This is a genomic window from Promicromonospora sp. NPDC057138 (genome assembly GCF_042670845.1).
In the GTDB taxonomy this organism is placed as follows: domain Bacteria; phylum Actinomycetota; class Actinomycetes; order Actinomycetales; family Cellulomonadaceae; genus Promicromonospora.
The window spans coordinates 24,801-37,691 of sequence record NZ_JBHUUX010000038.1; the positions used below are offsets into that span (position 1 = coordinate 24,801).

The 12,891-nt window shown below is 70.2% G+C and carries 17 protein-coding genes; 12 read left to right on the forward strand and 5 right to left on the reverse strand.

Going from position 1 to position 12,891, the window contains the following annotated elements:
• The first annotated feature begins 50 nt into the window (after positions 1–50).
• Together ACFT2C_RS19080 and ACFT2C_RS19085 are read left to right on the forward strand one after the other, a co-directional pair.
• Positions 51–668 carry a glyoxalase gene (locus tag ACFT2C_RS19080; protein ID WP_377208649.1) on the forward strand — a complete coding sequence of 206 codons (618 nt, stop codon included), beginning with the start codon at positions 51–53 and terminating at the stop codon, positions 666–668.
• A 135-nt stretch (positions 669–803) separates the two neighbouring features.
• On the forward strand, positions 804–1,889 hold the full coding sequence (locus ACFT2C_RS19085; protein WP_377208650.1) for a hypothetical protein: 1,086 nt from the start codon (positions 804–806) through the stop codon (positions 1,887–1,889).
• An 81-nt stretch (positions 1,890–1,970) separates the two neighbouring features.
• On the opposite strand, the gene ACFT2C_RS19090 is transcribed toward ACFT2C_RS19085, so the two are convergent.
• Positions 1,971–3,131, reverse strand: a complete 1,161-nt coding sequence (locus ACFT2C_RS19090) for a M15 family metallopeptidase (protein WP_377208651.1) — start codon at positions 3,129–3,131, stop codon at positions 1,971–1,973.
• Positions 3,132–3,309: 178 nt separating this feature from the next.
• On the opposite strand from ACFT2C_RS19090, the gene ACFT2C_RS19095 reads away from it, so the two are divergent.
• Both ACFT2C_RS19095 and ACFT2C_RS19100 read left to right on the forward strand, forming a co-directional pair.
• Positions 3,310–3,690 carry a hypothetical protein gene (locus ACFT2C_RS19095; RefSeq protein ID WP_377208652.1) on the forward strand — a complete coding sequence of 127 codons (381 nt, stop codon included), beginning with the start codon at positions 3,310–3,312 and terminating at the stop codon, positions 3,688–3,690.
• Positions 3,687–4,019, forward strand: coding sequence for a hypothetical protein (locus ACFT2C_RS19100; RefSeq protein WP_377208653.1), 333 nt, complete (start codon positions 3,687–3,689; stop codon positions 4,017–4,019). Before ACFT2C_RS19095 ends, ACFT2C_RS19100 begins: the two co-directional genes overlap by 4 nt.
• Before the next feature lie 31 nt (positions 4,020–4,050).
• On the opposite strand, the gene ACFT2C_RS19105 is transcribed toward ACFT2C_RS19100, so the two are convergent.
• Positions 4,051–4,485 carry an SRPBCC domain-containing protein gene (locus ACFT2C_RS19105; RefSeq protein ID WP_377208654.1) on the reverse strand — a complete coding sequence of 145 codons (435 nt, stop codon included), beginning with the start codon at positions 4,483–4,485 and terminating at the stop codon, positions 4,051–4,053.
• Between the two features lie 255 nt (positions 4,486–4,740).
• Positions 4,741–5,157 (reverse strand): hypothetical protein, encoded by a 417-nt coding sequence (locus ACFT2C_RS19110; protein ID WP_377208655.1) that lies wholly within the window; start codon positions 5,155–5,157, stop codon positions 4,741–4,743.
• A gap of 463 nt (positions 5,158–5,620) precedes the next feature.
• On the opposite strand from ACFT2C_RS19110, the gene ACFT2C_RS19115 reads away from it, so the two are divergent.
• Together ACFT2C_RS19115 and ACFT2C_RS19120 are read left to right on the forward strand one after the other, a co-directional pair.
• Complete coding sequence (locus ACFT2C_RS19115; protein WP_377208656.1) at positions 5,621–6,280, forward strand: RNA polymerase sigma factor; 660 nt, start codon at positions 5,621–5,623, stop codon at positions 6,278–6,280.
• A complete protein-coding gene (locus tag ACFT2C_RS19120) occupies positions 6,277–6,510 on the forward strand; it encodes a hypothetical protein (protein ID WP_377208657.1) in 234 nt (77 codons plus the stop codon). The genes ACFT2C_RS19115 and ACFT2C_RS19120 overlap by 4 nt, the downstream gene beginning before the upstream one ends.
• A 101-nt stretch (positions 6,511–6,611) precedes the next feature.
• On the opposite strand, the gene ACFT2C_RS19125 is transcribed toward ACFT2C_RS19120, so the two are convergent.
• Positions 6,612–7,202 (reverse strand): uracil-DNA glycosylase family protein, encoded by a 591-nt coding sequence (locus ACFT2C_RS19125; protein ID WP_377208658.1) that lies wholly within the window; start codon positions 7,200–7,202, stop codon positions 6,612–6,614.
• A gap of 132 nt (positions 7,203–7,334) precedes the next feature.
• Here ACFT2C_RS19125 and ACFT2C_RS19130 point away from each other — a divergent pair, with 132 nt between their 5' ends.
• The 6 genes from ACFT2C_RS19130 to ACFT2C_RS19155 all read left to right on the forward strand — a co-directional run bounded on the left by ACFT2C_RS19130 (position 7,335) and on the right by ACFT2C_RS19155 (position 11,543).
• Positions 7,335–8,168 carry a CPBP family intramembrane glutamic endopeptidase gene (locus ACFT2C_RS19130; RefSeq protein ID WP_377208659.1) on the forward strand — a complete coding sequence of 278 codons (834 nt, stop codon included), beginning with the start codon at positions 7,335–7,337 and terminating at the stop codon, positions 8,166–8,168.
• A complete protein-coding gene (locus ACFT2C_RS19135) occupies positions 8,165–9,367 on the forward strand; it encodes a sensor histidine kinase (protein ID WP_377208660.1) in 1,203 nt (400 codons plus the stop codon). Before ACFT2C_RS19130 ends, ACFT2C_RS19135 begins: the two co-directional genes overlap by 4 nt.
• Positions 9,364–10,023: a response regulator gene (locus ACFT2C_RS19140; RefSeq protein ID WP_377208661.1), complete on the forward strand. Its 660-nt coding sequence runs from the start codon at positions 9,364–9,366 to the stop codon at positions 10,021–10,023. Before ACFT2C_RS19135 ends, ACFT2C_RS19140 begins: the two co-directional genes overlap by 4 nt.
• 126 nt (positions 10,024–10,149) lie before the next feature.
• Entirely contained in the window at positions 10,150–10,458 is a 309-nt protein-coding gene (locus tag ACFT2C_RS19145; protein WP_377208662.1) for a hypothetical protein, read from the forward strand.
• Positions 10,459–10,510: 52 nt separating this feature from the next.
• Entirely contained in the window at positions 10,511–10,960 is a 450-nt protein-coding gene (locus ACFT2C_RS19150) for an SRPBCC domain-containing protein (RefSeq protein ID WP_377208663.1), read from the forward strand.
• A gap of 91 nt (positions 10,961–11,051) precedes the next feature.
• A complete protein-coding gene (locus ACFT2C_RS19155; protein ID WP_377208664.1) occupies positions 11,052–11,543 on the forward strand; it encodes a carboxymuconolactone decarboxylase family protein in 492 nt (163 codons plus the stop codon).
• Between the two features lie 67 nt (positions 11,544–11,610).
• On the opposite strand, the gene ACFT2C_RS19160 is transcribed toward ACFT2C_RS19155, so the two are convergent.
• Positions 11,611–12,882 (reverse strand): glycoside hydrolase family 27 protein, encoded by a 1,272-nt coding sequence (locus ACFT2C_RS19160; RefSeq protein WP_377208665.1) that lies wholly within the window; start codon positions 12,880–12,882, stop codon positions 11,611–11,613.
• Positions 12,883–12,891: the final 9 nt, after the last annotated feature.

The following is a 12,891-nucleotide window of genomic DNA, read 5'->3' on the forward strand; positions in this document are numbered from 1 at the left end:
GTCAGGAATCGAGAAGCACCGGACGCCGCGCGGAACCTAACGTGATGGGCATGGCAAACATCGACTCCGTCACCCTCGAAGTGACCGACCTCCCCGCCGCACGCTCCTTCTACGACGCCGCCTTCGACCTGGGCGACACCCTCCAGCTCCGCGCCACCGACGTCCCCACGACCGGATTCCGCGGATACGACCTGTCCCTCATCACCTCCCAGCCGGCCAACGTCCACGCCATGTTCGACGCGGCGGTCGCCGCCGGCGCCGCCGTCCTCAAGCCCGTCGCCAAGTCCATGTGGGGCCACGGCGGCGTCCTCCAGGCACCCGACGGCGCGATCTGGAAGGTCGCGACGTCCGCCAAGAAGGACTCCGGCCCGGCCGCACGCGAGGTCGACGAGATCGTGCTGCTCATCGGGGCCGACGACGTGTCGGCGAGCAAGAAGTTCTACGTGCAGCGCGGCCTGACCGTGGGCAAGAGCTTCGGCTCGTACGTCGACTTCAAGATGGGCTCCAGCCCGATCGGGCTCGGCCTGTACAAGCGCGCGGCGCTGGCCAAGGACGCCGGGGTGCCGCCGGAGGGGTCGGGCTCGCACCGGATCGCGGTGAACAGCGACCTCGGCGAGTTCACGGACCCGGACGGGTTCGCGTGGGAGCCGGTCCGGGTGAGCCGGTAGGGCGAGCCGCTCCGGCACGGTAGAGCGAGCCGGAGCGCGAAGCGACTGACGAATCATCCTGTTCGGGTGATGTGGCCGCAGCCGGGCCCGAGGAACGTAGGACGGGCCCGGCGGCGAGCAGAACAGGAGTCCGACATGAATGATCCGACACCCCTCTATCGCATCTTTCGTCACCCCGTCGCGAGCACTGAGTCGCGCGAATCATCGGCGCTTCTCGCCGGCGCCGGCGCTTTCGTGCTGGGTGCGCTCGTGGGGCTCTTCGTGTTCCGGGACAGCGGCGTGCCGATCTCCGGGCGCGGCTCGATCGGCGATTTCGCCGCCATCGGCGGAGCGCTGGTCGCGATTGCCGCATTCCTCTTCGGGTGTGTACTGCGACGTACCCAGATCCGACGCGACGAAGCGGGTGGCAGCGGCCGCCCGCGGCTGCGCTGGTTCGATATCGCGGCCTTGGCGCTGGCGCACGCGGTCATCGCATTGCTGGGATGGATCGGGCTCGCGTCCGTCGTGGGCGAGAGCTTCATCGGAGCGACCGCGTACTCGACGGCCGCCGCAGTGCTCGGCGGCGTCGCCCTGGCCGTGACCGCCTACCTGGCATTTCTCTCAGCTGTGAACCTCACCCCGATGATGGTCTCGCTGGTCCTGGCGCTGTTCCTCGTCGTCGGCGCCTTCACCAGCATGCTCAGCGCCACCGATCCGTACTGGTGGCAGGAGAACCTCAGCGCCCTCGGGATGACCGACGACATCTCTGCGATGGCGTTCAACCTGACCCTCATCATCGCTGGCGTCATGGTCACGACCATCGCGCACTACACCACCGCGTACCTGCCGCACTCGACCCCCATGGAGGTGCGGGGCCGCACCCTCGTCCGGACGGCGCTCGTGCTCATCGGCGTGCTCCTCGCGTGCGTCGGGATCTTCCCCGTCGACGACTTCCTGGCGGCGCACAACACCGCCGCCATCGGAATGGTGATCATCTACGTCACGATGGTCGTGAGTCTTCGCCGGCTGCTTCCGTCGATGCCACGAGTGTTTGTCCTGCTCGGCTACATCTACGTCGGGGTCATCGTGATCCTGGCGGTCTTCTTCATCACCGGGTACTACAACCTCACGGCCGTCGAGCTGGTCGCCGCGGTACTCATCTTCAGCTGGATCATCGTGTTCCTGCGCAGCTCCGGAGCGGTAGAGATGTCCCGGGACGAAGCCGCGTCCACGACCGGCTGATCGGACGCCGATGCCGGCGTCACGACCCCCGCGAGCGCCTCGCTCACCAGCGTCCGCAGCGCCGGAACGACGTCGGCCACGTCAGTAGCTGTTGGGCGCCTGGACGGACTGCCAGTGCCACGGCTCGGGATTGCGCCCGGACGGCTCGGCGAACGGCGGGTGGACCCACCCGTAAGCCTCGGCGTTGGCCTTGAGCCAGTCGTACTGGGCCGACCCGAAGGCCTCCACGCCGCCGCCGATGTCGATCGCCAGTCCCGTGCCGTGGTTGGAGCAGCCGGGCGGGGCCGCCGTGTCGGACGACGGGTCGTACAGCGCCTCCTGCTGCGCGTACGTGCGGTACGAGGAGTTGATGGTCAGGTTCACGCCGAACTCGGCCGCGTACGCCGCGTTCAGGTCCGCCAGTCCACCGACGACGTCGGCGCGCACGTAGTGGCCCGACGCGAACGGGATCGACGCCAGCTCCGAGGACGACAGGTGGCCGTTCTCCGCGGACCACACCTGGTCCGGTTCGGGACAGGTGCCGGCGGGCGTCGCTGCGTCCGTGCCTGCATCCTCAGTGGTTGCCGGGTCGGTCGCGGGGTCGGCGCCCGCGTCTCCGGTTGTCGGGTCGGCGCCGTCCGCCTCCACGCCCGTCCCGTCCTGCGAGGTCTCGGCGAGTACGGCGGCGCTGCCGTCCTGGATCTGCGCCGTCGCCTCGGACTTCGCTCGTGCCTTTCGCACCTGCCGACCCGACGTCGCCACCGCGCTGGCGGCGTCTCGCAGGGCGGCCGTCACGACGGGTACGTCGTCCTGGAGCGCGCTCGTCAGTTCCAGCACCGCTTTGGCTTCATCCACCGTGCCCCACGGCGCGGATGCCACCGACTCCAGCGACACCGCCACGGCCTGTGCGTCGTCGATCGCCGCGTTCAGCATCCGGCGCTCGGACTTCTCCGCGGCCTGACCGTCCGGGCTCTTCAGGACAGCCTGGGCATCCTTGATCTCGCCGATCAGATCCGCGCGGAACGTCGCGCTCTCGGCGATCGCTGTCCGCGCTTCCGTCACTGCGGACGGCGGAGCCGTCGCCTTGGAGCCGAACACGTCGAGTGCGTAGGCGCTCCCAGCCGCCACCACCATGCTCGCCGCGACGGCGACAATGCCGATCGCCCGGCGCCTGCGCCGCTCCGAACTGCGCCTGCCCCGCCGCGGCCACGGCGACCGTCGAGGCGCCTGTAGCTCCGGCCAGAGGGGCGTCTGGGTCAGCACCGACGAAATCTATAGCGAGGACTGGCCCCACGCAGAGGCGGCAGCGGGTGAATTCAGACGTGCGCCGGCCCAGTCGCTTAGCCGACCCGGCCGACGTCGGACACGTTCATCGGATCAATCTGCACCTGTCGGCCGGCGAGCCTTCCGTCTGAAGATCCGACGTAGTATTTTCTACTACGTGAGCGATGGCGAAGAGACCAGCCCGGCGGAACCGGACTGGAAGCACCGAGGTGACTACATCCGCACCAGATCAGCCCGGAAGGAGTCCGCTGGGGAGACGAACATCGAGCCAGAGTGGGCGAACGAGGCGTTCGCCGATCCGGCCGCGGTTGTGTTCTCCCCGGATCCGGCAGCGAAGAAGGGCCTGTCGGACCGAACCATTGGTTGGTCGGAGACCGCCGGCCTCCTCATCACGGTGATCACCGTGCGTGAAGGTGACACACTCTGGGGCGCGAACGCGTGGAAGTCCAACGACGTCGACCAGCGCCATTACCAGCGTGCAGAACAGCCCACCGGCGAGGACCAAGCCGGTGGCAAGCGGGAGGACAAGAAACCATGAACGAGAAGAGCATCGAAGATCTGCTGACCGAGGTCTCCCAAGAGTCCGAGGCGCGACGCCATGACCCGCTGCCCGACGACGCCGTGGGCGTGCGGCGAGATGACAAGCCCGCTCCAAGGGTGCTGTCCGTGCGGTTGACTGCCGACCAGTACGACCGTCTGGCCGCGCTCGCCGCCGGCCGAGACCTGCCTGTCTCGACCATGGCACGCCTAGCGATCCTGGAAACCCTCGACCAGCAAGCACGACCGGCTTCGGGACCAATCGACCTGACCACCATGACCGCCGCACTGCGCGAGGTCATCCGCCCCGAATTCCTCAAGGCCAGCTGACCCCGGCTTGTCATCGTGCGGGGGGACGGCCTCAGGCTGCTCGCTCGGCGATCTCCTTGACGCTCTGCACGAGGCTCTCCCACATGGCTTTCGAGTGCTCGGCCTCCTCAGGGCTGGCGTTGTTGTCCTGCGATAGCGTCAGCTGGGTCCCTCCTGCTGTGGCCTCGAGCGTCCAGGTGAGCATGTGGTAGTTCTCGGGCTTGTCCTCCTGGCCGCTGAGCCCGCTGAAGTGCGTGTGCACGAGCCGTCGTCCGGGTTCGAGCTCGAGGATCGTGCCCTTGTCCTGGTAGCCCTTCCCCTCCCAGGTGCCGCGCCAGGTGATCGGCCCGCCGACGGTCCAGTCGGTGGAGACCTCCGTGCCGAACATGAACTCCCTGATCGCGTCGCGGTCGGTGAGCACCGACCACACGTGACTTGGTGCCGCGTCGATCGTGATCGTCGCCGTCGCGACGTAGTTCCCGGTCATGTCTTCTCCTGTGATGACTCGCGCCAGACCCGCGGACGTCTCCAGGGTGCCCCAATCGTGAGGATACGCGCGGGCCGCCCGTGCCGTGGTTGGAGCGGCCGGGCGGGGCCGCGGTGTCGGACGACGGGTCGTACCCCGCGTCCGAGGGCGCGGCCTGAGCGGCCGGCACGGCCCGACGTCGGGCCGCCGTCACGACCCCGCGAGCGCCCCGCTCACCAGCGGGCGTGGCCCGAGCAGCGGAGATCGCCGCGCTGCTCACGCCGACGCCTTGCGGCGGTCCCAGGCCAGCGCCGTCAGGGCCAGCGCACCGACGAGGAGCCCGAAGTCGCGCAGCGCGACGTCGTAGTACTCGCCCATGGTCACCAGGTTGACGATGATGCCGGCCAGCCAGGCGGCAACCAGCGGCCCGCCGAACCGCGGGGCGAAGGCGACCACGAGGCCGGCGACGACCTCGACGACGCCGACTGCCATCATCGCCTCATGGGCGGTGCCGGGGACCAGGTCGTTGATCCAGGGCGCCAGGTACTGGTCCCAGTCGGTGAGCAGCCCGGCGAACTTGTCCAGGCCGAAGGCGATTGGCGCGACGGTGAACACCGTACGCAGCAGCAGGAAGGCGCGTTCTGCGCCGAGGGTCGTTCGGGTGGTGCCGGGGGCGGGGGTCTTCGTGGCCATCGGGAGTTCCTCTCTCGTTCTTCTTGGGTCAGTGGAAGCTGCCGGGGAAGTCGCGGGGTTTGAGTTGGCGTAGGCCGGCGCAACCGACGTTGACCACCCGCAGCGGTGCGGGTGACGATGAAGACGTCGTCGAGAGGGCCATGACCATGTTGGTGTCGGCAGCCGCAGGACTCTTACCCCCGCGGCCCGGGCGGGGTAAGACGGCGCCGGTATGGCGACACCAACAGGACATGACCCCGCACAAGACGCAGGCTGCACCCGGATGCAGCAGCGGACCTCCGGCGGACGTCCAGACGTGGCGCCGCTGTCGGTTGCTCGAGGCTGGGTTCCCGGCCGCGGCCGCAGACGCGGTCGCTTCCGATGGCCGATTCGACCTACATGCCCTCCTGCAGCTGGTCGACCGCGGCTGCCCGCCCGAGCTGGCGGTTCGCATAGTGGCGCCACTGCCTCAGGAGGTGGCACCGTGACCACCGTCAACCGGGCGATTCCCGCCGCGGCCCCCGCACCCCCCTCGGATGGCATGTGGCTCGCCGACCTGACTGACGACGGTCCGGCCGGCCAGCAGGCGCTGCTACGGCTCCGTGAGCTGCTGCTGCGGGCCGCCCGGCATCAGGTCTGGCGACTGCGCGATCTCTTGCCGGGAGCAGGTGCGGGAGACCTCGAGGACATGGCCCAGCAGGCTACGAACGACGCCCTGGTCGCCGTGCTGCGCCGGCTCGGCACCTTCGAGGGACGAAGCCGCTTCACCACCTGGGCCTACAAGTTCGGGGTGCTTCACGCGGGTGTCGCAGTGCGCCGCGAGGCCTGGCGGAACCGTGAGGTTCCCCTGCCCGACACCCTGGCCCTCGTCGCCGACCGGTCGCCGGCTCCGGAGGCACACACCGAAGCCGCACAGCTCGCCCGCGCCGTCCGGGCCGCGATTGCCAGCGAGCTCACCCCGCACCAACGGCGCGTGGTGCTGGCGCTGCTGGTGGAAGAGGTGCCGATCGACGTCCTGGCCGACCGGCTCGGCAGCACCCGCAACGCCCTCTACAAGACCCTGCACGACGCCCGCCGCCGACTGCGCGCTGCGCTCATCGACAGCGGCTTTCTCGACGCCCGCCCCAACCGGAGCACCCCATGACAGATTCAGCTCGCGGCCTGAGCCCCACGACGATCACCAGCCTCCTTGCCGACACGAGCCCCTACCTGTCGTGCGACGACTGCTTCGCCCAGATCGACGAGTACGTCGAGCGCCAGATCGCGGACCCGCACTACGAGGACCCCGCCATGAAGGCCCACCTGCTCGGATGCGGGGCATGCGCCGAGGAAGCCGAAACCCTGCGGGAGCTGCTCCGCGAAGACGCCGGCTGACGGTCCCGGTTCGACCCAGTAGCGGGTCCGCGGGTTCGGGCGGCTGCTCGAGCGAGTCGGCGGTGAGGCCGGCGGCCTTGCCGGACGGCGTCGGGCCGCCGTCACGACCCCGCGAGCGCCTCGCCCACCAATGTCCGCAGCGCCGGAACGACGTCCGCCTCGAACCAGGGGTTCTTCGACTGCCAGCGGAAGTTGAGCGGCGACGGGTGCACCAGCGGGATCATGGAGGGCAGGTACTCCGCGTAGGCACGCACGGTCTCGGTCAGGCTTTGCTTGGCGCGGGCGCCCAGGTAGTGCTTCTGGGCGTAGCCGCCCACGAGGACGGTGAGCGCGAGGTCCGGCAGCTCGGCGAGGATCCGCTGGTGCCACAGGTCCGCGACGTCCTTGCGCGGCGGCAGGTCGCCGGAGGCACCCTTGCCCGGGTAGTAGAAGTCCATGGGGAGGATGGCAAACTGGTCCGGGTCGTAGAACTGTGCGTCGTCGACGCCGAGCCAGGCCCGCAGCTTCACGCCGCTGGCGTCGTTCCACGGCACGCCGCTCTGCTGGGCCTTGCGGCCGGGCGCCTGGCCGATGACCGCGATCCGCGCGCCCGGTGCCGCGGCGTACAGCGGCTCGTAGCCGAGGTCGCGCGCCCAGGCGTTGGACGGATGGGCGATGATCTCGGCCCGGATCCGGTCGAGGTTGCTGCTCATGGCGGCCAGTCTGTCCCCCGTGCGAGCTACCTGCGAATGTCCACCGTGCGGTGACTACCGCGAACCGCCGCGTCCATAGCGTTCGGGGTAGCCCGCGGCGCTCCGGCCGCGGCTTCTCGACAAGGAGTCATCGTGCGTCTGGTATGGCAGCTCGTAGCGGTTGTGGCGGTCTCGTTCCTCGGCGGCCAGGGCCTGATGGCGGTTCAGGACAATCCCTGGCTGACACTGGCCGTCGGGGTGGCGACGGCGGTGCTCGCCGTCGTCGTCTACGCCTGGGTGGTGCGGCGGACCGAGCACCGAGCGCCGGTGGAGGTCGCGCTCAAGGGCGCGGCCCCGGCGATCAGCTGGGGCACGCTGCTCGGCGTCGCGCTGTTCGGCCTGGTCATCGCTAACCTCGCGTTTCTCGGCAGCTACACGGTCCACGGCCTGGGCACGCCGACGGGCGCGCTCGGGCTGCTCGGCGTCATGGCAGCGGCCGCCGTGACGGAGGAGCTGATGTTCCGCGGCGTCCTGTTCCGGATCATCGAGGGGTGGACCGGGACATGGATCGCTCTGACGGTGACCAGCCTGCTGTTCGGCCTGGTTCACCTGGTCAACCCGAACGCCAGCCTGTGGGGCGCGCTCGCCATCGCGATCGAGGCCGGCGGCATGCTCACCGCCGCCTACGTCGCCACCCGCAAGCTGTGGGTGCCGATCGGTCTGCACCTCGGCTGGAACATCGCGGGGAGCGCGATCTTCAGCACCGAGGTCTCGGGCAACAACACCCCGCAGGGCCTGCTGGATGCGACGACGTCGGGGAATGCGCTCATCACCGGGGGTGAGTTCGGCCCGGAAGGAAGTGTGTACTCCCTGGTGTTCTGCGCGGTGGTCGCCGCGGTGTTCATCCGGCTGGCCTACCGACGCGGTCACGTTGTGCCGCGTGGGCGCGGCGCCCGGGCGGCCGCGGTCGCTACGCTCCCCCGGTGACCGATCTCCGGCAGGACCCGGACCGGCAGGTCCTGGGGCGATGGCACCGGCTCGACGTCACTGTCCGGGACCTGCCGCTCGCGCTCGGCCTCGCAGGCGCCGCGTTCGTACCGGCGCTGCGGGAGTACGGGACGCAGGTCGGTGAGCTGCCCGCCCGCCCCCTGGACGGCTGGGCCCTGGTGGTCATCGGCCTCGAGTGCCTCCCGCTCGCCGTGCGGCGGCGGTGGCCTGCCGTGTGTATCGCGCTGGTCTCGCTCGGCTTCGCGATCGGGCAGGTCCAGGGCTACCACTCGTTCGCGGGCAATGCGCTGGGCATCGCGCTGATCAGCACGGGCGCGCACCTGGAGCGCCGTCGGCGTCTGGTCGCCGTCGTGCTCTCCGTGGGATACGTGGGGCTGGCGGTCGCTCTCGACCGGCTGACCGACGCCGAGCGGGTGGACGAGTACCTGACGTTCTACCTGGCCATGGCCCTGGCGTGGGGAGTCGGCGCCTGGCTGCGCTCCACCCGGTCGGCCGAGGCGGAACGCCGGCTGCGGGTCGCCGCGGACACCCGCGCCGCCGAGCGGACCCGCATCGCCCGCGAGCTGCACGACGTCGTGACCCACCACGTGACGGCGATGGTCGTGCAGGCGGAGGCCGCGCGGTACCTGACCGCCGCACCCGAACGGCTCGACGAGACCCTGACCGCCGTCACCGACACGGGCCGGCGGGCCATCGGCGACCTGCGCCACCTCCTGGACGTGCTCGACCCGGGCCACGACGGCGCCGTCAGGACGCCGCCGGACGGCGGGCTCCAGGTGCTCGTCGAGCAGACGCGGCAGGCCGGGCAGCCGGTGGAGCTCACCGAGGTGGGCGCGCCGGCCGAGGCGGCGGGCAGCGCCGAGCGGACCGCCCATCGGGTGGTCCAGGAGTCGCTGACGAACGCCCTCAAGCACGCCCACGGCAGCCCGACGGCGGTCAGCGTGCACTACGACGACAGGGAGATCACCGTGGAGGTCAGCACCGACGGCCCCGGGGCGCCAACCAGCGCACCGGCAGGAGCGCGGGCCGGCTCGCGCGGCGTCCCGGCCGGGAGCGGACGCGGCCTCGCCGGGCTCCGCGAACGGGTCACCACCCTGGGCGGCACGTTCGACGCGAGACGGCGGGACGACGGCGGCTTTGTCGTGCTGGCCCGCATCCCGACGGGGAGCCGGTCGTGAGCGCGCCGACCCGGGTCCTGATCTGCGACGACCAGGTGCTGATCCGCACCGGGTTTGCGACGATCATCGACGCCCAGCCCGACCTGGAGGTGGTGGGCGAGTGCGGGGACGGGCGGGCCGCCGTCGACCTCGCCCGCCGGCTGAACCCGGACATCGTGGTGATGGACGTCCGGATGCCGGTCCTGGACGGCATCGAGGCGACCCGTCTGCTCGCCGGAGCCGGCGCGGAGCGCCCGGTCAAGGTGCTCGTCGTGACCACGTTCAACCTGGACGAGTACGTCTACGAGGCGCTGCGCGCCGGGGCGAGCGGGTTTCTGCTCAAGGACGCCCCAGCGGCGCAGCTGCTGACCGGCATCCGCACCGTCGCGACCGGGGCCGCTCTGCTGGCCCCCGAGGTGACGAGGCAGCTCGTCGGCAGGTACGCGGCGCGGATCAAGCCCGCTGGGGAAGCCTCCGGCGATACCTCGCTGACCCGCCGCGAGCTGGAGGTGCTGCGGCTCATCGCGGACGGCCTGTCCAACGGAGAGATCGCCGCGGCCCTGGTGATCAGCCAGGAGACGGTCAAGACGTACGTGTCCCGCCTCCTGGCCAAGCTCGGCCTGCGCGACCGCGTGCAGGCGGTGGTCTACGCCTACCGCAACGGGCTGGCGACCTGACATCGCCCGGGTGAACTCTGTGCCTCGGACGGTGGCCGCGGTGACCCCGACGTACGTTGGCCATGGGGGGCGGACCGGGTTCGCCCGACCTACCCGGCCGCCCCTCACCACGAGGAGGTGGTGACCATGAAGCGCGTCATCCTGACGTGTGTCGTCGCGGCGGGCTTGAGCCTGGGCGGTGCCATGTCGGCACAGGCAGGCGAGACCAGCGGAACCGGTGCCTCGGTCCCGGGTGCGCACAACGCCAGCTCGATATGTGCGTTCTCGGGTCTGGACGTTCCCGACGCCGAAGAGAACAACCCGCCCGGGTTCGACGATGACTTCGTCACCGACGGCCACGTCCAGACCTACGGCAAGTGGGTGAGCCACGGCTTCAAGTCGGTCGTGCCGAGCCCCGGCGACGCGTGCCGCGGCAACGTCGACTTCGGGGAGTAGCACGGTCTGGCGCGGGGTACGGTCGTCTCCGAGAGCACCCCGGAGGCCAGCGATGAGCACCGACACCCCGCGCCATACCGTCACCGCGACGACCCACGTCGCAGAGCCGCCCGAGCGGGTCTGGGCCGAGCTCATGCATCCCGGGGCGCGGTGGATGCTGGGTGCCAACATCGAGACCGACTTCCGGCCGGGCAGCCCGATCACGTTCGAGGGCCACTTCTTCGGGCGGGTGTTCGCCGACAAGGGCCAGGTCATCGCCGTCGAGCGGCCGAAGCTGCTGCACTTCACGCATTTCGCGCCGCTGAACGGCCTCGCGGACGCTCCTGAGAACTACCACGAGATCCGCATCATGCTCGAGCCCGACGACGGCGGCACGCTCGTCACCGTGGTCGAGGAGAACATCGACTCGGAGCGCCATGCGGTCGCCGCCGAGGGGTACTGGAAGGACGCGCTCGCCACGCTCGCCCACCGTGACGACGGAACCCGCGCGTCACACAGGTGAGGCTGTCTCGCTCCGGGCGTCGGGAGTGGACCGGTCAAGCCTCTGTGAATTGGCCCGACGTGTGGGCCAATCTCCCCTTAGCGTCTCCACCATGACCACCACGACAACTCTCGTCCCCATCCCGCAGCGCCTGGACTTCGACGCACTGGCGCCCACGTTCTCACGTGCCGTGAGCAGCCTCGATGCGGCCGCCACCGCCGAGCTCGACCGCGCGGGCGTCGACCTCGTCCTGCGTGAGCTCGTGCGGCTGCGCGCCTCCCAGCTGAACGGCTGCGCGTACTGCGTCGACATGCACAGCAAGGCGGCCGTGCAGCACGGCGCGACCGCGCAGCGCCTCCACGCCGTGGCGATCTGGGAGGACTCACCGTTCTTCACGGCGCAGGAGCGGGCCGCCCTCCGACTCACCGAGGCCATCACCCGCCTGGCGGAGACCCACGTCCCTCAGCAGGTCGTCGACGACGCTCTCGACGTGTTCACCGAGGCCGAGACCGCCGCGATCATCTCGCTCGTGCTCACGATCAACCTGTGGAACGGCATCGGCGTCACCACCCGATGCTGGGAACCCGTGCTCGACAACGACTGAGGCAGGTGGGCGCGACGCCGGCGATCCCCCGCCGGCGTCGGCCCTGACCTGGGTCAGCTCGGCCAGCTCAGCTCAGCTCAAGCAGGCGCACTCCGTGCGCCGGCACGGTCAGCCGAACGCTGTCGTCCTTGACGACGACGTCCTCGCCGGCCCACAGGTCACGGGCACGTTCCCGCCCCTCGGCCCCGACGTCGGACAGCTGCACCGTGAGCTCGCCCGGTTCGTCACCCAGCCAGAACACGGCGCACACCTCATGATCCGGGAAGTCCGCGCGCCAGATCACGAGGGACCAGTCCCGCACGATCTCCCGGCTGCCGGTGCTCGACAACACCCCGAGGACGTCGGGGTTCTGCAGCAGCTCGAGCGTGTCCGGCGGTGTGTCGGGCAGGTGCCCGCCGAACATCAGGGGCGAACGCATCATCACCCACAGGCTCATCATCGTGCGCTGCTCGTCGATGGTCAGGTTCGAGTCTCGCGCGTCACCCACGTGCGCCCGCACGCCCAGGCGTCCCAGCGGGAGCATGTCGGCGTCCGCCCATGCACCCGGACGCTGATGCGGAGCCCAGCGCGCAGCGCGCTGGAACATCTCCTTCAGCTGACCCCAGTCGTCCCAGAGGTCGTCGGAGATCCGCCACGTCTCCGCGTGCCTGCCCAGGTCGTCCAGGTGCGCCAGGGACAGCTGCTTACCCGGGGAAAGGCTCAGCACGATCGGCCGGCCGCACCGGTCGATCGCCTCGGAGTAGGCAGCGATCTCCGTGCTCTGCGTCGGCGGGTACAACACGTCGTCCAGCTTCACGAAGTCCACGCCCCACTCGGCGAACAGGGCGAGCTGCGAGTCGTAGAACGCCTGCGCCCCGGGCACCGAGTGGTCGATCCCGTAGTTGTCCGGGTTCCACGGGCACACGTTGTCCCGGTCGGCGATCTGCGCCGCCGTCGTGTTCCCGCCGAGCACGGGCAGGTCCAGCTCGACGGCCTTTCGCGGGATGCCGCGCATCATGTGCAGCCCGAACCTCAGGCCCAGCGCGTGCACCCGATCGGCGAGGTGCCGGAACGAGCCGTCGGCAGCCGACGGAAACCTTCCCGGGGCCGGCAGCTGGCGCCCCCACTCGTCCAGCACCGGGTCAGAGACCGGCTGGTAGCCGTGCGTTCCGGCGTCCGGCTCGTACCACTGGATGTCGACGACCACCGTGTCCCAGCCGTAGGGCTTCAGATGCCGTGCCATGTACTCGGCGTTGGCCAGCACCTCGGCTTCGGTCACTGACCCGCCGAAGCAGTCCCAGCTGTTCCATCCCATCGGGGGCCTTGCGGCGTCGGCCTTGCGCCGGGAGTTGTTCTGCATGTGCACCAT